This is a genomic window from Massilia glaciei (assembly GCF_003011895.2).
In the GTDB taxonomy this organism is placed as follows: domain Bacteria; phylum Pseudomonadota; class Gammaproteobacteria; order Burkholderiales; family Burkholderiaceae_D; genus Telluria_A; species Telluria_A glaciei.
The window spans coordinates 1-24,759 of record NZ_PXWF02000295.1; the positions used below are offsets into that span (position 1 = coordinate 1).

Below are 24,759 nucleotides of genomic sequence, written 5' to 3' on the forward strand. Positions count from 1 at the left end.
ACCTGGGCCTCGCCGCGGCTGCAGTCGATGCCCGAGGCCAGCCGCAACCGCCTGCTCGCGCTGGTCAACGCGGCGCTGCCGCTGGTGGCCGCGAGCGGCGCAGACGCCGGCGGCGCCCCGGCCGCGCCGGGCAGCCGCGGCGTCACGCTGGGGCGCCTGCTGCAGTTCTTCGAGGCCATCGCGCGCCGCTCGGCCTACCTGTCGCTGCTGACCGAATACCCGCACACGCTGGCGCGCGTGGTGCGCATGATGCAGGCCTCGGGCTGGGCCGCGACGTTCCTGACCCAGCACCCGATCCTGCTCGACGAGCTGCTCGACGAGCGCATGCGCCACGGCGCGCCCGACCTGGCGGCCCTGCGCGCCGAGCTCGAAGAGCAGCTGGCCGGCGCCGCCGGCGACACCGAGCGCCAGATGGACCTGCTGCGCGAGGCCCACCACGCCCAGTTGTTCCGGCTGCTCGCGCAGGACCTGGCCGGCGACCTGACCGTCGAGCGCCTGGCCGACCACCTGTCGGCGCTGGCCGACACCATCGTCGCCGTCACGCTGCAGGCGGCCTGGCGCACGGTGGCCACGCGCCACCGCGAGCTGCCGCTGTTCGCCGTGATCGCCTACGGCAAGCTGGGCGGCAAGGAGCTCGGCTACGTGTCCGACCTCGACGTGATCTTCCTGTTCGACGACGAGCACGCCGACGCGCCGTCCAACTACGCCAAGCTGGCGCAGCGCTTCATCACCTGGATGACCGCGCACACCTCGGCCGGGATCCTGTTCGACATCGACACCGCGCTGCGCCCGGACGGCGCCTCGGGCATGCTGGTGTCGTCGCTGGCCGCGTTCGAGCGCTACCAGGCCAGCGCGGCCTGGGTGTGGGAGCACCAGGCGCTCACGCGGGCGCGCTTTTGCGCCGGCGACGCGGCCATCGGCGCGCGCTTCGAGCAGGTGCGCGAGGCGGTGCTGCAGCGCGAGCGCGGCGCGCAGGAGGACCAGTTGCGCAGCGAGGTGCTGGCGATGCGGCGCAAGATGCTGTCGGCGCACCCGGGGCGCGCCGAGCTGTTCGACCTCAAGCACGACGCCGGCGGCATGATCGACATCGAGTTCATGGTCCAGTATTTGGTGCTGCGCCACGCCGCGCGCTATCCGCAGCTGTGCGCCAACGCCGGCAACATCGCGCTGCTGCGGATGGCGGGCGAGCTGGGCCTGATCGACGCCGCGCTCGCCGGCGCGGTGGGCGACGCCTACCGCGCCATGCGCCGGCTGCAGCACCTGGCCCGGCTGCAGGGGCGGGACGCGGCGCGGGTCGAGCCGGGGGCGCTGGCGGCGCACACGGGCGCGGTGCTGGCGCTGTGGCGCGCGGTCTTCGGGGAGGACGCGTAGGGGGAAGACGCGCGTCATCCCCACCACGCCCACCGCCACCACTACCACCACCGCCACCACCGCCACCACCACCACCACGCCCCCACCACCACCACCGCCACCACCACCACCACCACCACGCCCCCACCACCGTCATCCCCGCGAAGGCGGGGACCCATGCTGAGCCAGCGTGTACATCGCGTTCGAACCTTTAAGTCTTGGCGCCAACGGTTAAATTTTTCAACGCCGCATTTCCTCATGATCAGTATAGGTTCCCGCTTTCGCGGGAATGACGTGGTGGGGCAGCGGGAATCCCCACCAACACCAACACCAACACCAACACCAACACCAACACCAACACCAACACCAACACCAACACCAACACCAACACCAACACCAACACCAACACCAACACCAACACCAACACCAACACCAACACCAACACCAACACCAACACCAACACCAACACCAACACCAACACCAACACCAACACCAACACCAACACCAACACCAACACCAACACCAACACCAACACCAACACCAACACCAACACCAACACCAACACCAGCACCAACACCAACTACCCCCGCAGCCAGGGGGAGGCGCCGGCGGCGGCGGAACCTGCCAGCCGACGCCCCGCTTTGATTTCGGACGGAAAAATCCGGCCGGAAACGTGTCGGTTCCAAGCCACGCTTTCGCGCGGCCCGGCGGGCCCAGCGTGGCGCGGGCGGCGCCCGATTCAATCCTTTTGAAAAGTTGGTTCAAGTGACAACTACCATGTCACACGAACAGCGTTTTAAGAACGTTAACTTTGCCAAAAAGGAGTATTAGCATGATCAGAGAAACCGTCTTGTCCCGCTCGATCCGCCTCATCTGCGTCGGCGGCGCCGCGCTCGGCATGCAGGCCGCCTGGGCGCAGCAACCCGGCGCGCAGCAACCGGGCGCGCAGGAGATCACCGAACCCGCCCCGGCCGTGGCGCGGGTGCTCGTGACCGGTTCGCGCATCGCCTCGCCCAACGCCGAGTCGCCCTCGCCGCTGCAGGTGTTCACCGCGGCCGACATCGCCGCCGCCGGCGTGACCAACCTGCAGGAGCTGCTGCAGAAAAACCCGGCGCTGGGCACGCCCGCGATCAGCCGCACCAATTCGGCGTTCTCGACCGCCAGCGCGGGCGTCGCCACGGCCGAGCTGCGCAACCTCGGCGCCTCGCGCACGCTGGTGCTGCTCAACGGCCGGCGCTACGTCTCCGGCATCCCGGGCGAGACGGCGGTCGACCTCAACACGATCCCGGTCGACTTCATCGAGCGCGTCGAGCTGCTCACCGGCGGCGCCTCGGCCGTGTACGGCTCGGACGCGGTGGCCGGCGTGGTCAACATCATCACCAAGAAGAACTTCACCGGCCTCGCCGTCGACGCCCAGCTCGGGCAGAGCGAGGAAGGCGACGACACCAAGAAAAAACTCTCGCTCACCTTCGGCACCAGCAGCGCCGACGGCGCCAGCAACGTGATGGGCCACTTCGGCTACGCGCGCCAGGGCGCCGTCAACTCGCGCGACCGCGACCGCTCGGCGCTCGACCAGATCTCGCTGCTGGCCATCAGCGCCGCGCCCAACCCCGCCGAGGCGTTCGCGGCCGTGCGGCCGTTCTTTTCGAGCTACGCGCCGCAGGGCCGCTTCTTCCACGACACCGGCGACTACACCTACGACGCGGCCGGCAACCCGATCCCCTGGTCGACCAACGGCAGCGCCACCGCCGCCGCCACCGGCTTCAACCGCTCGTTCTACCGCACCATCGCCGTGCCGGTCGAGCGCTACCTGTTCGCCACCACCGGCTCGCTGGCGCTGGGCGCGAACCACAACGCCTTTTTCGAGGGCAATTACGCCTCGACCCGGGTCAGCACCACGATCGAGCCGTACCCGCTCGGCGCTGAGGACATTTACCCCGGCTCCGGCGGCCAGGTGCCGGCCGAGTTCCTGGTCGGCGGCGTGGCGCGGCGCAACCCGGTGGTGCCCGACTACCTTTACTCGCGCATCAGCGACACCGACGGCGACGGCCTGCGCGACTACTACTTCACGCGCCGGATGGCCGAGGTCGGCACGCGCGGCAGCACCGCCGACCGCGACACCTTCCGCCTGGCCACCGGCCTCAAGGGAGACATGTTCGGCTGGAACTACGAGCTCTACACCGCCTACGGCTCGACCAAGGAGGCCCAGGTCTCGCAGGGCCAGGTCAACGTGCTCAACTTCCGCAACGCGCTCGAGGCCATCACCGATCTCGAGGACGCCGACGGCGACGGCAACACCACCGAGGCGCTCTGCCGCGACGCCAACGCGCGCGCCCAGGGCTGCGTGCCGATCAACGTGTTCGGCTTCAACACGATCTCGCCGGCGGCGCTGCAGTACGTGACCGCGCCCGGCTCGCTGGCCACCCGCACCACCCAGCGCCTGTTCGGCGGCTCGGCCAGCGGCGAGCCGTGGACGCTGCCGGCCGGCCCGCTCGGGGTCGCGGCCGGCTTCGAGTGGCGCAAGGAGTTCTCGAGCGCGATCCCCGACGCCCTGACCCAGGCCGGCCTCAACGCCGGCAACGCCACCCCGCCGGTCGCGGGCAGCTACACCGTGCGCGAGGCCTATGTCGAGGCGCGCGCGCCGCTCTACAAGGAGCGCCCGTGGCTGCACGCGCTCAACCTGCTGGCCGCGGTGCGGGTCGGCGACTACTCGACCGTCGGCAACACCGTCAGCTGGAACGTCGGCTTCGAATGGTCGCCGATCCCCGACGTGCGGGTGCGCGCCACGCGCGCGCTGTCGACGCGCGCGCCCAACATCAACGAGCTGTTCCTACCGCCGAGCCAGGACTTCCCGAGCGTGATCGACCCCTGCATCGGGGTCGGGCCGGCCACCGCCGGCCCAACCGCCGAGGCCTGCCGCGCCGACCCCGGGGTGGCCGCCAACATCGCCGCCAACGGCGTGTTCACGCTCAACCAGGCCGACATCCAGGGCGTGAGCGGCTTCAACAGCGGCAACCCCAGCCTGTCCGAGGAGGAGGGCCGCTCGACCACGATCGGGGTCGTGTACACGCCGCGCGCGATCCCGATGCTCAATCGCTTCGTGTTCACGGCCGATTATTTCAAGGTCGACATCGCCGACGCGATCGTGCCGACCGACCGCGACTTCGCGCTGCGCGGCTGCTACGGCGGCGGCGGCCCCGCCTTCTGCGGCCTGATCACGCGCCGCCCGGCCGCCGTCGGCGCCAACAGCGCCGGTTCGCTCGACCGGGTCGACACCCGCGTCACCAACACCGGCAACAAGGGCACCGAGGGGATCGACCTGACCGTGGCCTGGGCCGACCAGCTCGGACCGGGCCGGCTGAGCACGCGGCTGGCCTGGACCCACCTGCGCTCGCTGTTCGAGACGCCCGAGCCGGGCGGCCCGCGCGACGAGGACCGCGGCGAGGTCGGCTCGGCCATGAACCGCGCCCTGCTCAGCCTGGGTTACCGGATGGGACAGTGGAACCTGACCACGAACCACACCTACATCGGCGAATCGGCGCTCGACGACAGCTTCCTGACCAGCGCCGGGCTGGCGCCGGGCTCGGTCAGGGTCGACAGCAAGTTCTACCACGACGCCCAGCTCGGCTACAAGCTGCGCAAGAACGTCGAGCTGTATTTCGGCGTCGACAACCTGCTCGACACCAATCCGCCGCCGATCCTGACCGGCCTGCCAAGCAACACGACCGGCGCCGAGACCGACGCCGGCACCTACGACGCGATCGGGCGCCGCTACTACTTCGGTCTGCGCATGAGCCTGTAGCCGGGGCGGCCGCGCGGTAAAAAAAAACGACCCGGCGCGCGCGGCCGGGTCGTTTTCGCCTGCCCGGCGAAACCGGGCGGATTCCAACTTGATCGATTACTTGGCGGCCATCAAGGCGACCGTGGTGTCGAGCATGCGGTTCGAGAAACCCCACTCGTTGTCGTACCACGACGAGACCTTGACCAGACGGCCCGAGACCTTGGTCAGGGTCGAGTCGAAGTTCGACGAGGCCGGGTTGTGGTTGAAGTCGATCGACACGAGCGGCTCGGTCTGGTAGGTCAGGATGCCGGCCAGCGGGCCCTCGGCGGCCGCCTTCATCAGCGCGTTGACCTCGTCGACCGTGGTGTCGCGCTTGGCGATGAAGCTCAGGTCGACCAGCGATACGTTGATGGTCGGCACGCGGATCGCGAAGCCGTCGAGCTTGCCGTTCAGCTCGGGCAGCACCAGGCCGACCGCGGCGGCGGCGCCGGTCTTGGTCGGGATCATGCTCATGGTGGCCGAGCGGGCGCGGCGCAGGTCCTCGTGCATCACGTCCGACAGCACCTGGTCGTTGGTGTAGGCGTGCACGGTGGTCATCAGGCCGGTCTCGAGGCCGATCGCGTCGTTGAGCGGCTTGACCAGCGGGGCCAGGCAGTTGGTGGTGCACGAGGCGTTCGAGATCACCGTGTCGGTGCTCTTGAGCACTTCGTGGTTGACGCCGTAGACGATGGTGGCGTCGACGTCCTTGCCGCCCGGCGCCGAGATGATGACCTTCTTGGCGCCGCCCTTGAGGTGGGCCGAGGCCTTCTCTTTGGTCGTGAAGAAGCCGGTGCACTCGAGCACGACATCGACGCCGAGCTCGCCCCAGGGGATGTCGGCCGGGTTGCGCTGGGCGAACACGCGGATGGTGTCGCCGTTGACGATCATGTTGTCGCCCTCGACCGTCACGGTGCCCGGGAACTTGCCGTGCGCGGTGTCGTAGCGGGTCAGGTGGGCGTTCGACTTGGCGTCGCCGAGGTCGTTGATGGCCACGATCTGGATGTCCTGCTGCTTGCCGCCCTCGTAGAACGCGCGCAGCACATTGCGGCCGATGCGGCCATAACCGTTGATTGCAACTTTGATCGTCATGCTAATGCTCCCAGTGTGTGAAGAAATCGGTGGTTTATCTTATTCTCAGCTTATTCTCAGCAACTGCGGTGCCGGCCTCAGGCCGCCAGCACCGACTTGACCTTGGCCACCACGTTCTCGACCGTGAAGCCGAAGTGCTTGAACAGCACCGGCGCCGGGGCCGACTCGCCGAAGGTGTCGATGCCGACCACGGCGCCCTCGAGGCCCACGTATTTGTACCAGAAGTCGCTCACGCCGGCCTCGATGGCCACGCGCGGCATGCCGCGGGTGAGCACGCCGGCCTTGTAGGCGGCGTCCTGGCGGTCGAACACGTCGGTCGACGGCATCGACACCACGCGCACCGCCACGCCCTCTTGCGCCAGCGCGGCGGCCGCCTTGACGGCGAGCTCGACCTCGGAGCCGGTCGCGATCAGGATCGCCTTGGCGTCGGGCGCGTCCTGCAGCACGTAGCCGCCGCGCGCGATGTCGGCCAGCTGGGCCGGCGTGCGCTCCATGAACGGCAGGTTCTGGCGCGAGAAGATCAGGGTCGAGGGGCCGTCGGCGCGCTTGACGGCGCAGCCCCAGGCGACCATCGACTCGGCCGTGTCGCACGGGCGCCAGTTGTCCAGGTTCGGGATCAGGCGCAGCGACGAGACGTGCTCGACCGACTGGTGGGTCGGGCCGTCCTCGCCCAGCCCGATCGAGTCGTGGGTGAACACGAAGATCGAGCGCAGCTTCATGAGCGCGGCCATGCGCAGCGCGTTGCGGCTGTAGTCGGAGAAGGTCAGGAAGGTCGCGCCGAACGGGATGAAGCCGCCGTGCAGGGCGATGCCGTTCATGATCGCGCTCATGCCGAATTCGCGCACGCCGTAGTTGATGTGGTTGCCCGGCTGGCCCGAGCGCAGCGCCACGCATTCCTTCCAGTTGGTCAGGTTCGAGCCGGTCAGGTCGGCCGAGCCGCCGAGGAACTCGGGCAGCACCGGCGCGAGCGCCTGGATCGCGTTCTGGCTGGCCTTGCGGGTGGCGATGTTCTCCTTCTTGTCGACGCAGGCGGCGAGCGCCTCGGCCAGCGTGGCGTCGAAGGCGGCCGGCAGTTCGCCGTGCATGCGGCGCTCGAGTTCGGCGGCCAGCTCGGGGAACTGGGCGCGGTAGGCGGTGAAGGTGAAGTTCCAGTCGGCCTCGCGCGCGGCGCCCTGCTTTTTGGCGTCCCAGGCGGCGTAGACCTCGGCCGGGATCTCGAACGGCGCGTGCGGCCAGGCCAGGTGTTCGCGCGCGCAGGCGATCTCCTTGTCGCCGAGCGCGGCGCCGTGCACCTTGTCGCCGCCCTCGAGGTTGGGCGCGCCCTTGCCGATCACGCTCTTGCAGCAGATCAGGGTCGGCTTGGCCGAGGCCTTGGCCGCCGTGATGGCGGCGTCGACCGCGCCGACGTCGTGGCCGTCGACGGCGCGGATCACGTTCCAGCCGTAGGCCTCGAAGCGGGCCGGGGTGTCGTCGGTGAACCAGCCCTCGACCTTGCCGTCGATCGAGATGCCGTTGTCGTCGTACAGCGCGATCAGCTTATTGAGTCCGAGCGTGCCAGCCAGCGCGCAGACCTCGTGCGAGATGCCCTCCATCAGGCAGCCGTCGCCGAGGAAGGCGTAGGTGTGGTGGTCGACCACGTCGAAGCCGGGGCGGTTGAACTGGGCCGCGAGCAGGTACTCGGAGAGCGCCATGCCGACCGCGTTGGCGATCCCCTGGCCGAGCGGGCCGGTGGTGGTCTCGACGCCGGGCGTGACGTCGACCTCGGGGTGGCCCGGGGTCTTCGAGTGCATCTGGCGGAACGCCTTGAGGTCGTCGATCGACAGCGCGTAGCCGCTCAGGTGCAGCAGCGCGTAGTGCAGCATCGAGCCATGCCCGTTGGAGAGCAGGAAGCGGTCGCGGTTGATCCACTTCGGATCGGCCGGATTGTGCTTGTAGTGGCCGGCCCACAGCGCGACGGCGATTTCGGCCATGCCCATCGGCATGCCTGGATGGCCCGAGTTGGCCAGCTGGACGGCGTCCATCGCCAGCGCGCGGATCGCGTTGGCCATCAGTGTGGTGGGGAGCGTAGGTGTCATATGTCGGATCGAGGTCTGGGAATGGGGAATGCGTTGGCGCGGCCTGCGGCGCCGGGTCAAGTATTTTACCAGACCGGGGGGCTGGCAATTAAAATGCGCGGCACGGCGCGCCGATTTTGCCGCCATATCCGGGCCCCGATCGCGCCCGCCCCGCAACCGCCAAGCCTCAGGACCCGCATGCCGCGCCTCTACTGCCCCCAACCGCTGGCCGCCGGCGCCAGCGCCTTGCTGCCCGAGTCGGTCGCCCGCCACCTGCACGTGCTGCGCCTGCAGCCGGGCGCGCCGCTGACCCTGTTCAACGGCGACGGCGCCGAGTATCCGGCCGAGCTGGCCGAACTGGGCAAGCGGCAGGCCTCGGCGCGCGTGCTGGCCCGGGTCGCGCGCGACGTCGAGCTGCCGTTCGCGCTGACGCTGGCGCAGGCCCTGCCCGAGGCGTCGAAGATGGACTGGATCGTCGAGAAGGCGGTCGAGCTGGGGGTGGCGGCGCTCCAGCCGCTGGCGGCCCAGCGCTGCGTGGTGCGGCTCGCCGGCGAGCGCGCCGAGAAGCGGCTGGCGCACTGGCAGGGCGTGGTGGTGGCCGCCTCCGAGCAAAGCGGGCGCAACCGGCTGGCGCGGCTGGCGCCGGTCGCCGATTTCGACCAGTGGATAAAACAGCAGGATCCGCGGCAGGGACAGCACCAGCGGGTCCTGCTGACGCCGCGCGGCGGACAGTCGCTGTCGGCATGGGCGCGCCACCAGCGGCCGCAGGCGCTGACGCTGCTGGTCGGCCCCGAGGGCGGCTACACGGCGCAGGAGGAGGACGCCGCCATCGCCAACGGCGCGCTGGCGCTGTCGATGGGGCCGCGCGTGCTGCGCACCGAGACCGCCGGCCTGGCCGCGCTGGCCGCGCTGGGCGCGCTGTGGGGCGCGCTGTAGTCGGCGCACGCCTTCGAACGCGACGAGGGGGCCGCAGCCCCCTCTTTTTCACTTCCACCTGCTTGTTTTTATCGGCGCCACGCGCCCCGCTTACTTGAGGTGCTTGTCCAGGAAGCGCTCGACGCGCGACCAGAAGTCGACGTCGTTCTTGGTCAGCAGCCAGCCATGCCCCTCGTGCGGGTATGACACCCATTCGACGTTCGTGTTGCCATTGGCGCGCAGGGCGTCGCGCATCTTGGTGCCGTGCGGCAGCGGAACCCGGTAGTCCTCCTCGCCGTAGGCCATCAGCACCGGCTGCTTGATGCGCGCGGCCTGCTTGAGCGGCGAGGTGGCCAAGAACTGCGCCTTGTCGGTTTTTGGATCGCCGATCATGGCCTGCATGCCGTAGCGCGCCCACGGGCTGTCGACGTCCCTGTCGCTCCAGCCGATCGTGTACATCATCTCGATGTCGGTCACGCCGATCCAGTTGATGCCCGCCTTGTACAGCTCGGGCTCCTTGGCCAGGCCCATCATGGTAGCGTAGCCGCCATAGCTGGCGCCGGCGATGGCGATCCGGTTCGGATCGGCCAGGCCCTGGGCGATCGCCCATTTGGTGGCGTCGGTGATGTCGTCCTGCATCGTCAGGCCCCACTGCTTCCAGCCCGCGCTGAACAGCTTGCCGCCGTAGCCGGTGCTGCCGCGGAACTCGGGCTCGACCACCATGTAGCCGCGCGAGGCGAGGAATTGGTTGTCCGCGTTGAAGCCCCATTCGACCCCGCGCAGGTAGGGGCCGCCGTGGACCATGACGACGGTCGGGAACGGCCCCTTGCCCTTGGGCTTGGTGACGTAGACGGGAATGCTCATGCCGTCGCGCGCCTTGATGCGGTGGAAATCCTGGGTGCCGGCCATGTCGGCCGACCGCAGCCAGGGGTAGGCCTGGCCGACCAGCGACAGCTTGCCCGTTTGTGTGTCGAACAGGAAATACACGGGCGCCTGGATGTCCGAGGTCGACACCACCATCAGATGGCGGGCGCTGCTGCAGCGGCTGCAGCGCACGTAGTTGTTGGTGTTCGGCAGCAGCTTGTCGACCGTTTCTTGGATGCCGCGCATTTTCTTGTCGAACCAGACGATGCCATCGGTTTCCTGCGTATAGGTCACGCCGAGCATTTCCTTGGTGTCGCTGTCGAACACGAAGCCGCCTTCGAAATCGTAGCCGGGCAGGTTGACCAGCGGCTGGTCTTCGAGTTTGCGTTGCTTGACATCGTAGCGGTACAGCGCCTTGGTGCCGTCGGCGCTGGCGGTGTTGATGGCGCTGACGTAGAGCTGGCCGTCGCGGTCGACCGCCAGCGGCGTGATCGCCTTGTAGTCTTCGAAGTAATCATAGCGGTACAACTCGGACCAGGTCTTCGAGCCCTCCTCGCGCCAGTGCACCGTGCCCTCGCGCTTGTTGTCGGTCGTCATGACCACGCGCGGCTGCAAGTTGCGGTCGAGCACCCAGTCCTGGGCGCCGTCGGGCACGTCGTCGGTGTAGAGGTTGCGGGCAGCGAGCGTCCTGGTGTTGAGGCGCATCATCATCGACGTGTTCGGCCTGCCCTCGTCGGCCGGGATCCAGCGCTTGACGATGACGTCGTCCGAGCCGTCGCCGGCCGGACGCACGTACCGGTAGCGCGCCTCGAGCGGCGGCTTGTTCATTTTGCCCGTGGCGCGCAGATTCCAGGTGCGGTGGATCAGCCACAGGAAGTCGCTGCCGTCGGCGTTGACCGCGTACAGGCCGCTGCCGAGCTGGTCGGCGCCGCCGGCCTGGAAGTCGATCAGCTCGAAAACCACGCGCTCGTCGTTGACCCAGCTCACCGAGCCGATGTCGGCGTCGTCGAACTGGGCGATGCCGGTGAATTTGTCGGGGGTGGCGACATCGGCCACGGCCAGGCCCATGCGGCCCGACTTGGTGGGCACCCGCATCGCGATTTTTTTGCCCGAAGGCGACAGCGTCGGCGAGCCGACCGCCGGCTTCTTGAAGAAGGTCTCGAGCGGCAGCGGCGCGGCGGGCGCGGCCAGCGCGCTGGAAGCGCACAGGCCGGCGAACGCGGCCAGCAGCAGCATTGCCAGCGGGCGCCGGGTGGATGAATTTTTTATCATGATTTTAATTCCATACACAAAAATTGATTTTTGCACAGATTTACGAATCCGCGGGCGAAAAAAAAGAGGGAGCACAAGCCCCCCCCTCGGTCCACATCACTCCAGTGGCGCGCCTTAAAGCTTGCGCTCCTATGGGGCGCGCCGCGCGGCCCCTTGAAATGCGGGGAGGGGGCCGCGCCCCCCTCTTACTACTTGCTACTGCTGGCGCTACCCGCTTACTTGAGGTTCTTGGCCAGGAAACGTTCGACGCGCGACCAGAAGTCGACCGTGGTCTTGGTCAGCATCCAGTTGTGCCCTTCGGACGGGTAAGACACGAATTCGACGTTCTTGTTGCCGCTGGCAATCAGGGCATCGCGCATCTTGGTGCCGTGCGGCATCGGGACGCGGTAGTCCTCCTCCCCGTAGGCCATCAGCACCGGCTGCTTGATGCGGGCGGCCTGCTGCAGCGGCGAGGTCGCCGTCAGCTGCGCCTTGTCGGTCTTCGGGTCGCCGATCATGGTCGGCATGCCATACTTCGCCCACGCGTTGTCGGCGTCCATGAAGTCGCTCCAGCCGATCGTGTACATCAGCTCGATGTCGGTCACGCCGACCCAGTTGATGCCCGCCTTGTAGAGCTCGGGCTCCTTGAGCAGGCCCATCATGGTGGCGTAGCCGCCATAGCTGGCGCCGGCGATGGCGATCCGGTTGGGATCGGCCAAGCCTTGGGCGATCGCCCACTTGGTGGCGTCGGTGACGTCGTCCTGCATCCCCAGGCCCCATTGCTTCCAGCCCGCACGGAACAGCTTGCTACCGTAGCCCTTGCTGCCGCGGAATTCCGGTTCGATGACCACGTAGCCGCGCGAGGCGAGGAACTGGTTGGCCCGGTTGAATCCCCATTCGTTGCCACGTACGAAGGGGCCGCCGTGGACCAACACGACGGTCGGAAACGGTCCCTTGCCCTTGGGCTTGGTGATGTAGACGGGAATGCTGGTGCCGTCGCGCGCCTTGATGCGCTGGAAGTCCTGGGTGCCGGCCATGTCGGTCGACTGCAGCCAGGGATAGGATTGGCCCACCAGCGTCAGCTTGCCAGTTTGGGTGTCGAACAGGAAAAACACCGGTGCCTGGATGTCCGAAGTCGACGTCACCATCAGATGGCGCGCACTGCTGCAGCGGCTGCAATTGACGTAGTTGTTGGTATTGGGCAGCAACTTGTCGACCGCCTCCTGGATGTCGCGCAACTTCTTGTCGAACCAGACCACTCCATCGGTTTCCTGGACGTAGGTCACGCCCAGCATTTCCTTGGTCTCGCTGTCGAACAGGACGTTGCCGTCGAAATCGAAGCCGGGCAGGTTGACCAAAGGCTTGTCTTCGATCTTGCGCTGTTTGACGTCGTAGCGGTACAGCGCCTTGGTGCCTTCGGCGCTGGCGGGGTTGGTCGCGCTGACATACAGCACGCCGTTGCGGTCGACCGCCACCGGCGTGGTCGCGTTGAGGTCTTCAATGTAATTGACGCGGAACAACTCGGACCAGGTGGTGCCGCCCTCCTCGCGCCAGTGGACAGTGGCCTCGCTCTTGCCGGCGGTGGTTATGACCACGCGCGGCTGCAGGTTGCGGTCGAGCACCCAGTCCTGGATGCCGTCGGGCACGTCGGCGGTGTAGATGCTGCGCGGCGTGAGCGTCTTGGTGTTGAGGCGCATCATCATCGAGGTCGACGGCTTGCCCTGGGCCGTCGGGATCCAGCGCTTGACGATGACGTCGTCCGAGCCGTCGCGGGCCGGGCCGACAAACTGGTAGCGCGCCGGCAGCGGCGGCTTGACCGGATTGCCCATCACGCGCAGGTTGGAGGTACGGTGGATCAGCCACAGGAAGTCGCTGCCGTCGGCGTTGACCGCGTACAGGCCGCTGCCGAGCTGGTCGCCCACGCCGGCCTGGAAGTCGACCAGGCCGAACACCAGGCGTTCGTCGTTGACCCAGAACACAGAACCGACGTCGGCGTCGTCGAACTGGGCGATGCCTGTGAACTTGTCGGGAGTGGCGACATCGGCCACGGCCAGGCCCATGCGGCCCGACTTGGTCGGCACCAGCATCGCGATTTTCTTGCCCGAAGGCGACAGCGTCGGCGCGCCGACCGCCGGCTTCTTGAAGAAGGACTCGATCGGCAGCGGCGTGGCGGGGGCGGCCAGCGCGCTTGATACGCCCAGGCCGGCGCAGGCCGCCACCAGCAGCAGCGCCAGAGGGCGCCGGATGGAAGTACTTTTAATCATGGTTTCAATTCCATACACGAAAAATTATTGCCGCGCGGATACATGAATCTGCGGACGAAAAAAAAGAGGGGGCACAAGTCCCCCTCTCGGTCTACATCACTTCAGTGACGCGAATTAAAACTTCTGCTCGAGGCGGACGTAGGCTTGACGGCCGTACGAATCGTAGAGGTTGAAGTTGAAGTTGCGGCCCGAGAAAGCGACCAGCTGTGGCATCTTGTCGGTCACGTTCAGGAAACCGGCGGTCAGCTTGCCTTTCCACGGGGTGGTCCAGCTGCCCTGGATGTCGTGGGTGATGTACTGGTCCGCGATACGACCTGCGGTGACACCGTTTTCGCCGATGATGTTGGAGTTGACCGTCACGCCGAACGCGCCCAGTTTCCAGTTGTTGGTCAGCGTCGCGCGGTATTCAGGCAGACCCAGGGTGCCGCGGACGTCGCTGCCGTCGTCGTTGTACTTCAGGGTGTTCGAATAACGCAGTTCGTGGTCGAAGCTGCCATAGGCGCTCTTCCACTTCAGCTGGCCGCTGACGTCGAGGTATTGCGCCTTGAGGGTGCCCTCGTTGGCGTAACCTTGCTGCACGCGGGTGATCACGCCATTGGCGTTGCGCTGCACGTACAGACCGGCCGGAATGGCGCGCGGATCGGTGCCGTTCGAGCGGTCGATCAAGTCCTGCGCACCGATCAGGGTCAGCTTGTTGTCGATTTCGATGCTGGCGAAGTCGGCCTTCAAGCTCAGGTACGAGGTGGCATCCCACACGCCGCCGACCGACCATTGGCTCGATTTCTCGGACTTGAGGGCGCCGTTGGCGGCGGTGTAGCTGTCGATCTGAACCTGCTTGCCGATGTTGCAGTTGTCCGCAGCAGGGCCGGTGGCGGAGCCGCCGAAGGCGATACAGGTCTTTGGATCGATGACCGACTCAGCCGAGAAGGTTTCCTTCTGGTTCAGCTGTGGCAGCGACGGGGCGCGGAAGCCCTCGCCGATCGACGAGCGGATCGTCAGCGTCTTGAGTGGCTGCCAACGGACCGAAGCCTTAGGCGAGAAGTCGTTGCCGTAGTCGCTGTACTTGTCGAAACGGCCGGCAAGCGTTGCTTCGATGGTCTTGGTGAATGGCATGACCAATTCGACCGCGGCGCCGGTGACGGTACGGGTACCGGTCGCCGAGTTGCCGGCCGAGCCTTCGATCACGCCGGCTTCCGACAGGGAGTCGTAGACGTCGCCGAACGATTCGGTACGGCGCTCAACCGATGCCAGCAGCGATACACCGCCACCAGCGAGTTTGAACAGGTCGTACATCGTGCCGATTGCGTACAGGTCCTTCTGCTTGAAGTAGCCGTCGCGGCCGATGGTCGCCTTGATCGCGCTCAGCACGTCGGGGGAGTTGGCGTTCGGGCTGTACAGATTGTAGGTGCCGTCGTTGACGTACTGCTCAAGGATAGGACGGACGATGTAGTTGCGGCCCAATTCCTTGTAGGTCGAGCTGGTGTAGCTGAAACCGACGTCGAGTTCGATGTTCTTAGCCAGCTTGCCCTGGAAGCCGCCTGCCACGTTCGACAGCCATGCATCGGTGTTGCTGTCGCGGTTGCCCGCGGCGGCGGTGCGGTGGCGCACGGTGATGTTGCGGGGAAGCGGGTTGTTCGGCGTGTTGGCCTTGACCGTCAACTGGGCCGGGGTCGGCGCGTAGCGGCCGAAGCTGGTCGTGTTGGTGGCCGACGCGGCGACGTAGGCGCTCCAGTCGTTGTTGATCTGGGTTTCGCCACGGGCGAAGAACGACTGGCTGTCGATCTGCGCTTCGTCGGCGGCTACCGCGTTGAAGTTGTACGCGCAAACACGGCCCGACAGGTAGAAGTTAGGATCCTTGCAACCAACCGACGGGTCGGTGCCGCGCAGGAAGCCGATCGATTCGAGCCCGCCGGCTGCCGTGAAGTAGTTGTTGCCGAACGAGGAAACGCCCAGGCTCTGGCCCCATGGCCGGTCGCGGGTGTAGACCATCGCGCGGCCGGTCTTCGACGCGCCCATGATCATGCGGCCTTTTTCGCCCTGCACGCCCATCAGGACGGAGGCTTCGCGCTTTTCGCCGCCTTCGCTGTCCGGCTTGGTGTAGCCGACCGTCGCGGCCAGGCCGTCGAAGTCCTTGCGGGTGATGATGTTGACCACGCCGCCGATGGCGTCGGAGCCGTACACTGCCGACGCGCCGTCGGTCAGGATCTCGATGCGCTCAACGGCAGCCATTGGAACGGTGTTCAAGTCGGCCGAATCGCCAACGTTTGGTGCCTTCGGCAGACGACGGCCGTCGAGCAGCACCAGGGTGCGGTCGGAGCCGAGGCCGCGCAGATCGATGCCGGCGAACGACTGTGCCGAGCTACCCGATTGCGGACGGAAGTTACCAGCCGACGAGAACGTCGACGTACGCATGTATTCTGCAACGGTGGTCGAGCCGCTCTTCTCGAGTTCGGCGCGGGTGATCACGGTTACTGGCAGCGCGCCTTCGAGGTCTGCGCGCTTGATGCGCGAACCGGTCACTTCAACGCGGGCCATTGGCTCAGCGGCAGGGGTTTGTGCAAATGCTGGTGCTACGGTCAAGCCGACGCTGCCACCAAATGCCAGCATGAGGGCTGTGCAGACTTTGGACTTCTTGAACATAAATACTCCTTGTTGATAAGGGTCTTCGCCCCAAAACCACCAAACAACGCTTTATGAGCGTGAAGGCGGAAATTCCTGAAAAGTTCGCGCGTTAATTGCAGATGCTTCCTGAAACTTGCTCCAAATACATACAACCACTTGCTGCGCCCTCCAAATACCGCTCTTTTTAAAAACTTCCGAACGCAGCAATCGAGAGAAAGTTGAAAAAAGCTAACTCGACGGCAGCGCGAGTATTGCATGATGTCCTGATGAATCGCAAGCTAGTTGGCAATGAGTGTTGCGTTTTTGCCGACAAGGGTCTTTGGGCGTAAACACCGGGCGGGCGGGCAACGGCAAAGCGGGGCCGCGCCGGGGCGGCGGCGGCCTTGCCGCGGCAGTCGGGGGATGGGGGCGGAGGCGGCGATTTTGGTTGCCGAAAAGAAATGAAAAATTGGGATTCACGCACGCCCGGGCCGCGTCGGCGCACACCCGGCCGCCGTGGCGCCGGATCGGCGATTGCGGCCGCCGGCCGGCGGGATCGGGCATCAATGTTAATTGAAATATATGCAGCAATATCCGCGGAAGGAATAAGGAATATATGCTTTATGCTTAAATGATGTGCACTTGCCGCTGCCATTTTATTTTAACCGGATTACGAATGGGGCAAATCCGGCACCTCAAAAAATAAACATTGAAAACAACGGTTTTTTAATTCCACCGGAGTAAGCATGGGCGGCGCTCAGGGCGCCGGCGCGGCGCTGATCGCCCAGCCCATCAGGACAGCCTGGTCGAGGATCGGGTCGAGCGTGGCCGCGCCGCCGGCGCCGGCTAGGTCCGCGCACAGCCGGCGCGCGCCGGCCTCGTCGAGCGCGTAGTGGCGCAATTCGCGCAGCCGCAGCGCCGAATCGGCCAGCTCCGCGCGCAGTGCCCCCATCGCCTCGCGCGCCGCCGGCGCGCCCTGCCCCGACGCGATGCCGAGGATGGCGCCGAGCGCCTCGCGCGTCTCGAGCAGGGCGTCGGGGCAGGCGCTGGCCGCGGCCAGCCCGGTCGCCTCCTTCTGCAGCTCATTGAAGCGCGCGCGCGCCGCGTTGGCCGCCGCGTCCGCCGCCAGCGCGGCGCGCCCCTCCTCGGTGGCGGCCAGCGCCATCGGCCCGAGCAGCGCGGCGGCCGTCTCGAGCAGGCCGTGCGGGCGCGCCAGCCATTCCAGATGGCCGAGCTCGGCCTCGGCCAGCAGCACCGGCCGGGCCTCGCGGTGGTGGGCCACCAGCGCCACGCGCCCGCCCGGCGCCAGCACGCGCAGGATTTCGGGCACCGAGCGCGCCAGCTCGGTGTACTCGAGCCCGTATTGGCTCATGACGAGGTCGAACTGCGCGTCCGCGAACGGCAGCGCCTCGGCCGCCACGCCGCCGTGGAAGCGCAGCCGCGCGCGGCGCGCCGCCGGCAGCGCCTCGAGCCATTGCGGCGCCGGCGTGGCCAGGTCGACGGCGTCGCACGACAGGGCGCCGTCCGGGTCGAAGTCGAGCAGCAGGCGCGGCAGCGCGCCGTTGCCGGTGGCGATGTCGAGCGCGCGCGCCCCCGGGGCGAGCGCGCCGAAGGCGTCGCGCCAGTGCCGCGCCAGCGCGCCCTCGTAGCGGTTGCCGTAGCTGCCGCCGCACGAGTGCGCGACGCCGTGCGACCAATAGCGGGACCAGACCGCCTCACGGGTGTCGACCTGACTTGCCATATGCTGTGCCTAGTTTGATAAAGGTGGGAATGGCCGACAGTATGGACGCCGCGCCGGTCCGGGTCAAACCCCGGCGCCGGTGGCGCCGCCCGGCCGCGCGAGGAAAGCTTGGCCGGCGCGTTGTGGAACGTGGGCAACCGTGGGGTAGAATGCTCGCTCCGGGGGGACCCGCGGCGGGGCGCACCGGCCCGCGCCGATCGCTTCTGGCCAAGACCTTGAAGCAAATCGCTCCCCGGCGGCGTCAACGCAACAGCGTCGACGCCGTTATGGCGTTACCAACGCGTTCGACAACAACCGACAAAGGATATCAAATGAGCAAAACCGTCAACCGCCTTAGCGGCCTGCTGATCGCCTCCGCCCTGCTGTCGCTGGCCAATCCGGCCGCGATCGCGCAGAAACCGGGCGCCGCCAAGGCGGGCAACGACAAGGTCATGACGCGCGAGGAATTGCGCTCTTGCATGAAACTCAAGGCCGCGAACCTTGCCCATGTCAAAGAGCTCAACGACAAGCTCGACGCGCATGGCGACGAGCGCGAGAAACTGCTCGCCGCGACCCCGGTCGACACCGGAAAGGGTCTGCGCGAGGAGGCCGGAAGGCAGCTCGAGATCGTCAAGGCGGCCGACGCGCTCGTCGTCGAGAACAGCAAGCAGATCGATGCCTGGAACGAGCGCATGGCCGAATTCCACAAGAACAAGAAAGACATGCGCCAGGCCTTCCGCAAGGAGCAGGAACTCAAGGCCGAGCGCAACGTCCTGCAGGCCAAGAATGACGGGCTGATCGCCGACCGCACCGCCAAAGTGGCCGTGTACGAGGCGTCCGTGGCCGCCGCCAACGCCGCGATCGTCCAGACCGGCAGCGGCAACGAGGAGTGGAACAAGCGCAACAAGGAGCTGGCCCTGGAAGAGGCGCAGCTCAAGGCGTCGCGCCAAAGGTACACCGACGATTGCGCCAGCCGCCGCTTCCGTGAGGACGACGAAAAGGCGATTAACGCCGGCAAGTAAGCAGCTGGCAAGTAAGCAGCTGGGAAGTAAGCAGCTGGCAAGTAAGCAGTAAGCCTGAACGGGGCGGCACCGGCCTTGCGGCCGCCGCCCCCGCCCGCACCACCTCCCCTCCCCACCCCACCCCACCAATTCCTGCTCACCACCTTCACACGGCGATCGCGCCGCCGGCCGTCCCGGAACCGATCCGCGCAGCCGGCGCCGCAGCGCGGCCGGACACTGACTGACGGGCGAAAAAAAACCCCTGGTTTCCCAGGGGCCCGGTCAGTTCGGAGTCGCTAGCAAGTTAGAACTTGTAGTTGCCCGTGATGTAGAACGTACGGCCCAGCGGATCCGTGTAGCGGCCATCGTAGCCGACCTGGTTGCCGCCGCCGGCATTGCGGATCGAGACAGGAGGATCTTCGTCGAGCAGGTTTTTGATGCCGGCCGTGACGATGAAGTTCTTGTTCAGGTTCGCTTTGAGCTGGTAGTCGAGCGTCATGTACTTGTCGACGTCGCGGGTCAGGCCAACGACGGCGCCCAGGGAGCCGTCGGCGTTCACTTCACGCACCGCCGCGTCGTCTTCGACCATGACCGCGTCATGGTAGCCGGAGCGGTAGTTCAGGGTCAGCGAGTTGAGCAGCTTTTGCGAACGCAGCGAAACGACCACGCGCGAAATGGTGCGGAACGTCACGTTGCTGTACGAATCGAAGCGGCCGATGCTGCGCTCGATGCCGGTGGCCGAGCCTGGGACGTCTTGCTCGGCTTTGAGCATGTAGGTGCCGGTCCAGTTCACGGCCAGGCTGCCGACCGGGGTCTTGCCGAAACGGTAGGTCGTGTCCCAGTCGATACCCTGGTAGTGCGAGCTGGCCAGGTTGACCGGCGATTGCGTCGCCACCAACACCTTGGCCTTTTGGATCGGATCGTAGTAGATCGAAATCCATTTGTTGGCCAGCGCCGGATCCGTGAACAACTGCCGTTGCGACAGCGGCTGGATCTGGTTCTTGAGCTTGACATCCCACAGGTCCATGCCGAACGACAGGGCCGTGACCGGCTCGACGCGGAAACCGATGGTCGCCTGCTTCGAGGTTTCCGCTTGCAGGCCGGCGGCGCCCTTGGCGGGGTTGCCGTTCGAGAGCAGGCCGTATTCGGACGAACCCTGCTTGCAATAGGCCAGGCGGGCATCGCCGGCCGGCAGCGGCGGGCATGGGAAGAAGTTCGACGAGCCGGCGTTCTTGAGCGGATCGGCGATGTCGTTCATCGTCGGCGCCTTGAAGCCGGTGCCGTAGGAACCACGCACCAGCACCGACTGCACCGGCGTCCAGCGCGCCGACGCCTTGTAGGTCGCCTTGGACACGTCGTTGCCGACCGTGCCCGGCAGGCTCTTGTTGCCGGCCACGTCGTAGCTGGTGTTGCGCTTTTCGACCGCGTCGTAGCTGTCGTAACGCACCGCCGCCGTCGCTTCGAGCGTCTTCGTCACGGGCATCAGGATCTCGGCGAACGCGCCCCAGTTGTTGCGCGTCGCGTCCAGTGCCTGCGAACCGGTGCCGCCACCGATGATCGTGTCGGTCCAGGCCGGGTGCTGCGGGCCGGGACCCTGGGCGATCTGGGCCGGGTCTTCCTTGAAGCTTTGCTTGGTGAAGTCCATGCCGGTGCCGAGCGCCGCGCGGCCGCCGGCCATCTCGAACAACTCCTTCGAGGCGCGCGCGTTGACCACGTCGAGCTTGGAGACGGTCGTCAGCAGGTTCTGCTTGAGCACGGCCGGCGCCAGGACGGCGACGTCGGTCGATTTGCGCTCGTACGGGTTGTAGGCGCCGGTACGGATCAGCTCTTCGAACTTGTTGCCGCTTAGGTAACCGGCGACGGCGTCATCCTTCTGCGTGTTTTCCGAGTGCGTGTAGGCCGCGTTGAGGTCCCATCCGGCGAACTTGGTCTCGCCGCCGAGCACCAGGTGGCGCGCCTCGGTCGAGTACTTGTCGGTGCGCCCGCCAGCGTCGGCGCCGCGGTAGTACAGCTCGGCCAGCTTGACGTCGGCCGGGTTCATGCCCGAGGCCACCAGCAGCGGCCGCACCGACGCGTTGTAGGCGCCGATGTAGCTAGGGTTCGAGGTGGTCACGCCGGTGACCGGGTCGGTCGAGATCACGCCGAGCGGCTGGGCCGCCGGCGCGTAGCGCGCCAGGTTGCTGAACTTGGTCAGAACCAGTTCGCCGAACAGGGTGGTGTCTTCGTTGAGCTTCCAGTTGCCCGAGGCGAACACGCTGTCGCGCTTGAGTTCCGGCAGCAGTTGGACGGTGGCGGCGTAGTCGAAGCGGCAGACGTCGCCGCGCGCGAAGGTGTTGGCGCCGGAGCAGCTGCCGTTCTTGAGCTTGTCGACCGAGAAGAAGCGGTAGTCGGTGTCGGTCTCGACGTAGGAGTTGGCCGGGGTCGAGTTGGCGCTGGTCTGCCAGGTCGCGTATTGCTTGCCGCCTTCGCTGAAGCGGCGCACGCCAGACTTGGCGAAGTCGCGGTCTTTCGCGTTCAGTTCCTTCTGCACGTCGTGGCTGTAGGCGAGCAAAATATTGAAGCCGTCTTTGTCGAGGTCGCCGAAGCCCTTCGAGATCGACACGTTCGAACTCTTGCCGCCCGCTTTTTGCGGCGAGGTGTAGGTCGCCTCGATGTTCAGGCTTTGCTGGTTTTTCTTGAGGATGAAGTTGACCACGCCGGCGATCGCGTCCGAGCCGTACAGGGTCGATGCGCCGTCCGTCAGGATTTCGACGCGCTCGACCGCGGACAGGGGGATGCTGGCCAGGTTGACCGCGCTGCCGGTGCCGAAAGGCGCCATGCGGCGCCCGTTCAACAGTACCAGGGTGTAGTCGGTGCCGATGGCGTGGACCGAGGCGGTCTGGTTGCCGCCGCCGCCGCCGTTGACCGAGGTCGAGGCGGTGATGAAGCCTTGCATTGCCGGCAGTGCGGCGACGAGGTCGGCGACGTTGGTCGCGCCGCTCTGGTCGATCTGGGCGCGCGTCAGCGTCTGCACCGGCAGCGAGCCTTCGGCCGCGATCCGTTTGATCGACGAACCCGTGATCTCCACGCGCTGCATCACCGGTTCGGCAGGGGTTTGCGCCAGCGCCTGCATGGCGACCATGCTCAGGCCGACAGCCGCACCGCTCGAGAACATCATGCGCAACGAACGGGACAATACTGTTTCTGTCATCATTATTAAAATCCTTGAGGTTTTTATAGATAAATCATCATCTTGTGGATGAGACAATAGATCCTTGCTACCACTATTTCCATGCACTTCGCACGGGTCCTGCGCGCTTTTTGGGCATTGTGACCCGGTCATATTTACAAAATGACCAAGGCGGACCATGGAAGCATGTCGAAACGGACAGTGTCAATTCAAGTAGGCTGTATTTGCATTTATTTGCATGAATACAACAACTTTAGGCATTAACAATCCCCGGATGGGCAAATTGCTGCGCCGCGCAATGGCGCGCGGACGTCCCTCTTGACGACCGCCGCGGTCGTTGCCTCCCCCCAATTGACGTAAAATAGCGGCTTGTACAATGCAACAAGCCCTGATCGACCGAATATGCTGCGACTGAATGAAGTAAAACTCCCGCTGGACCATTCCGAACAGGCGCTCACCGACGCCGTGCTCGCACGCCTGGGCATCGGCGCCGCCGCGCTGCGCGGCTTCACGGTGTTCAAGCGCAGCTACGACGCGCGCAAGCGCAGCGCCATCGTGCTCATCTACGCGCTCGACGTCGACACCAGCGACGAGGCCGAGGTGCTGGCGCGGCTCAAACACGACGCCCACGTGATGCCCGCGCCCGACACCGGCTACCGCTTCGTGGCCGGCGGCCAGCAAGCCCAGGGCCACGCGGGCGGGCCGCGTCCGGTGGTCGTCGGCACCGGCCCGTGCGGCCTGTTCGCGGCGCTGATCCTGGCCCAGATGGGCCTGCGCCCCATCATCCTCGAGCGCGGCAAGGTGGTGCGCGAGCGCACCGTCGACACCTTCGGCTTCTGGCGCAAGCGCGAACTGAACCCCGAATCAAACGTCCAGTTCGGCGAGGGCGGCGCCGGCACCTTCTCCGACGGCAAGCTCTACAGCCAGATCAAGGACCCCAAGCACTACGGGCGCAAGGTGCTCACCGAGTTCGTCAAGGCCGGCGCGCCCGACGAGATCATGTACGTGAGCAAGCCGCACATCGGCACCTTCCGCCTCGTCAAGATGGTCGAGCAGATGCGCGAGAACATCATCGCGCTCGGCGGCGAGTACCGCTTCAGCAGCAAGGTTGTCGACGTCGAGATCGAGGGCGAGGGCGAAGCGCGCCAGGTGCGCGGCGTCACGCTGGCCGGCGGCGAGCGCATCGCCACCGACCACCTGGTGCTGGCGATCGGCCACAGCGCGCGCGACACCTTCGAGATGCTCTACGAGCGCGGGGTCTACATCGAGGCCAAGCCGTTCTCGATCGGGTTCCGGGTCGAGCACCCGCAGTCGCTGATCGACGCGTGCCGCTTCGGCCCCAACGCGGGCAACAAGATCCTCGGGGCGGCCGACTACAAGCTGGTGCACCACGCGGCCAACGGGCGCTCGGTCTACAGTTTTTGCATGTGCCCGGGCGGCACCGTGGTCGCGGCCGCGTCGGAGCCGGGCCGCATGGTCACCAATGGCATGAGCCAGTATTCGCGCAACGAGCGCAACGCCAACAGCGCGATCGTGGTCGGCATCACCCCGGCCGACTATCCGGGCCATCCGCTGGCCGGCATCGCGCTCCAGCGCCAGCTCGAGGAGGGCGCGTTCGCGCTCGGCGGCGGCACCTACGACGCCCCGGCCCAGCTGATGGGCGACTTCGTGCGCGGGCGGGCCTCGACCGCGCTGGGCGGGGTGCTGCCCTCGCTCAAGCCGGGGGTGCGCATGACCGACCTGCACCCCTCCCTGCCCGCCTACGCGATCGAGGCCATGCGCGAGGCATTCCCCGCGTTCGACAAGCAGATCAAGGGCTACTACCGGGAGGACGCGCTGCTGACCGGGGTCGAGACGCGCACCTCGTCGCCGATCCGCATCAAGCGGCGCGAGGACGACCTGCAAAGTCTCAACACGCGCGGGCTGTTCCCGGCCGGCGAGGGGGCCGGCTACGCGGGCGGGATCCTGTCGGCGGCGGTCGACGGCATCAAGGTGGCCGAGGCGGTCGCGCTGTCGATGGCGGCGAAGTGAGCACCAAGCCCGCGTCGGCGGTTATCTTTGTGTTGACCGCCCCGCCTACAACCAGCCCGAGCGCTTGAAGCGGTAGTACATGTAGCCGCTCACCGAGAACATCAGGCCGAGCGCGGCAAAATAGCCGTACTTCCATTTGAGCTCGGGCATGAGCTCGAAATTCATGCCGTACACCCCGGCGAACGCGGTGAACACGGCGAAGATCGCGGCGTACGCGGCAAGCCGCTTGTTGACCTCGTTCTCGTCGATCGCCACCATCGACAGGTTGACCTGGATCGCGGTGCTGATGGTGTCGCGCATGGTGTCGATGGTGCCGTTGATCCGGTACAAATGGTCGTGCACGTCGCGGAAGTACTCCTGGGTGTCGAGGAACATGTAGGGCACGCGCCCGCCGTGCAGCTTGCCGACCGCCTCCATCAGGGGCGCCACCGCGTGCCGCAGCTGCAGCACCTTGGTCTTGAGCTCGTAGAGGCGCTCGATGTTGTCGCGCTGCGAGCCGCGGATGAAGATCCGGTCCTCGATTTTTTCGAGCTCGGTCTCGAGGATGTCGACCACCGGGAAATAGCGGTCCACGACCGCGTCCATGAGCGCGTACAGCACGAAGGCCGAGCCCATCTTGAGCAGCTCGGG

General features: G+C 66.5%; 14 protein-coding genes. 5 read left to right on the forward strand and 9 right to left on the reverse strand.

The window, feature by feature from the left end; translation table 11 throughout:
* On the forward strand, nt 1-1,371 hold a 1,371-nt coding region (gene glnE / locus C7C56_RS22540), incomplete at its 5' end, for a bifunctional [glutamate--ammonia ligase]-adenylyl-L-tyrosine phosphorylase/[glutamate--ammonia-ligase] adenylyltransferase (RefSeq protein ID WP_106759610.1).
* Between the two features lie 241 nt (nt 1,372-1,612).
* Here the strand turns inward: glnE and C7C56_RS29075 are convergent.
* Entirely contained in the window at nt 1,613-1,927 is a 315-nt protein-coding gene (locus C7C56_RS29075) for a hypothetical protein (protein ID WP_181373307.1), read from the reverse strand.
* 255 nt (nt 1,928-2,182) lie between these two features.
* Between C7C56_RS29075 and C7C56_RS22550 the strand changes: the two genes are divergently transcribed.
* On the forward strand, nt 2,183-5,152 hold the full coding sequence (locus tag C7C56_RS22550) for a TonB-dependent receptor plug domain-containing protein (RefSeq protein ID WP_106759611.1): 2,970 nt from the start codon (nt 2,183-2,185) through the stop codon (nt 5,150-5,152).
* 96 nt (nt 5,153-5,248) lie between these two features.
* Here the strand turns inward: C7C56_RS22550 and gap are convergent, their stop codons facing one another.
* Nucleotides 5,249-6,259 (reverse strand): type I glyceraldehyde-3-phosphate dehydrogenase, encoded by a 1,011-nt coding sequence (gene gap / locus C7C56_RS22555; RefSeq protein ID WP_106759612.1) that lies wholly within the window; start codon nt 6,257-6,259, stop codon nt 5,249-5,251.
* A 77-nt stretch (nt 6,260-6,336) separates the two neighbouring features.
* A complete protein-coding gene (tkt, locus tag C7C56_RS22560; RefSeq protein ID WP_106759613.1) occupies nt 6,337-8,334 on the reverse strand; it encodes a transketolase in 1,998 nt (665 codons plus the stop codon).
* 177 nt (nt 8,335-8,511) lie between these two features.
* Here tkt and C7C56_RS22565 point away from each other — a divergent pair, with 177 nt between their 5' ends.
* Nucleotides 8,512-9,249 (forward strand): 16S rRNA (uracil(1498)-N(3))-methyltransferase, encoded by a 738-nt coding sequence (locus C7C56_RS22565; RefSeq protein WP_106759621.1) that lies wholly within the window; start codon nt 8,512-8,514, stop codon nt 9,247-9,249.
* A 90-nt stretch (nt 9,250-9,339) separates the two neighbouring features.
* Here the strand turns inward: C7C56_RS22565 and C7C56_RS22570 are convergent, their stop codons facing one another.
* From C7C56_RS22570 to C7C56_RS22585, 4 genes are all read right to left on the reverse strand, one after another.
* Nucleotides 9,340-11,364: an alpha/beta hydrolase family protein gene (locus C7C56_RS22570; RefSeq protein ID WP_106759614.1), complete on the reverse strand. Its 2,025-nt coding sequence runs from the start codon at nt 11,362-11,364 to the stop codon at nt 9,340-9,342.
* A gap of 215 nt (nt 11,365-11,579) precedes the next feature.
* Nucleotides 11,580-13,607 carry an alpha/beta hydrolase family protein gene (locus C7C56_RS22575; protein ID WP_106759615.1) on the reverse strand — a complete coding sequence of 676 codons (2,028 nt, stop codon included), beginning with the start codon at nt 13,605-13,607 and terminating at the stop codon, nt 11,580-11,582.
* Nucleotides 13,608-13,721: 114 nt separating this feature from the next.
* Nucleotides 13,722-16,142, reverse strand: a complete 2,421-nt coding sequence (locus C7C56_RS22580; RefSeq protein ID WP_181373308.1) for a TonB-dependent receptor domain-containing protein — start codon at nt 16,140-16,142, stop codon at nt 13,722-13,724.
* 823 nt (nt 16,143-16,965) lie between these two features.
* Nucleotides 16,966-17,949 carry a class I SAM-dependent methyltransferase gene (locus C7C56_RS22585; protein WP_106759617.1) on the reverse strand — a complete coding sequence of 328 codons (984 nt, stop codon included), beginning with the start codon at nt 17,947-17,949 and terminating at the stop codon, nt 16,966-16,968.
* 311 nt (nt 17,950-18,260) lie between these two features.
* On the opposite strand from C7C56_RS22585, the gene C7C56_RS22590 reads away from it, so the two are divergent.
* The gene (locus C7C56_RS22590) at nt 18,261-18,950 is read left to right on the forward strand and encodes a hypothetical protein (protein ID WP_106759618.1); all 690 of its coding nucleotides are present in this window, start codon (nt 18,261-18,263) and stop codon (nt 18,948-18,950) included.
* 283 nt (nt 18,951-19,233) lie between these two features.
* Here C7C56_RS22590 and C7C56_RS22595 read toward each other — a convergent pair whose 3' ends face one another.
* Nucleotides 19,234-22,122 carry a TonB-dependent receptor domain-containing protein gene (locus tag C7C56_RS22595; protein ID WP_106759619.1) on the reverse strand — a complete coding sequence of 963 codons (2,889 nt, stop codon included), beginning with the start codon at nt 22,120-22,122 and terminating at the stop codon, nt 19,234-19,236.
* Between the two features lie 378 nt (nt 22,123-22,500).
* Between C7C56_RS22595 and C7C56_RS22600 the strand changes: the two genes are divergently transcribed.
* Nucleotides 22,501-24,129, forward strand: coding sequence for an NAD(P)/FAD-dependent oxidoreductase (locus C7C56_RS22600; RefSeq protein ID WP_106759620.1), 1,629 nt, complete (start codon nt 22,501-22,503; stop codon nt 24,127-24,129).
* A 45-nt stretch (nt 24,130-24,174) separates the two neighbouring features.
* On the opposite strand, the gene C7C56_RS22605 is transcribed toward C7C56_RS22600, so the two are convergent.
* A partial coding sequence (locus C7C56_RS22605) for a magnesium and cobalt transport protein CorA (protein WP_146204609.1) occupies nt 24,175-24,759 on the reverse strand: 585 nt, incomplete at its 5' end.

Bases quoted from the DNA above. Each gene is read 5' to 3' on its own strand.
- C7C56_RS22600 (WP_106759620.1), top strand. From the start codon at position 22,501: ATGCTGCGACTGAATGAAGTAAAACTCCCGCTGGACCATTCCGAACAG.
- C7C56_RS22550 (WP_106759611.1), top strand. From the start codon at position 2,183: ATGATCAGAGAAACCGTCTTGTCCCGCTCGATCCGCCTCATCTGCGTC.
- C7C56_RS22595 (WP_106759619.1), bottom strand. From the start codon at position 22,122: ATGATGACAGAAACAGTATTGTCCCGTTCGTTGCGCATGATGTTCTCG.
- C7C56_RS22580 (WP_181373308.1), bottom strand. From the start codon at position 16,142: ATGGCCCGCGTTGAAGTGACCGGTTCGCGCATCAAGCGCGCAGACCTC.
- gap (WP_106759612.1), bottom strand. From the start codon at position 6,259: ATGACGATCAAAGTTGCAATCAACGGTTATGGCCGCATCGGCCGCAAT.
- C7C56_RS22585 (WP_106759617.1), bottom strand. From the start codon at position 17,949: ATGGCAAGTCAGGTCGACACCCGTGAGGCGGTCTGGTCCCGCTATTGG.
- C7C56_RS22590 (WP_106759618.1), top strand. From the start codon at position 18,261: ATGAGCAAAACCGTCAACCGCCTTAGCGGCCTGCTGATCGCCTCCGCC.
- C7C56_RS22575 (WP_106759615.1), bottom strand. From the start codon at position 13,607: ATGATTAAAAGTACTTCCATCCGGCGCCCTCTGGCGCTGCTGCTGGTG.
- C7C56_RS22565 (WP_106759621.1), top strand. From the start codon at position 8,512: ATGCCGCGCCTCTACTGCCCCCAACCGCTGGCCGCCGGCGCCAGCGCC.
- C7C56_RS22570 (WP_106759614.1), bottom strand. From the start codon at position 11,364: ATGATAAAAAATTCATCCACCCGGCGCCCGCTGGCAATGCTGCTGCTG.
- tkt (WP_106759613.1), bottom strand. From the start codon at position 8,334: ATGACACCTACGCTCCCCACCACACTGATGGCCAACGCGATCCGCGCG.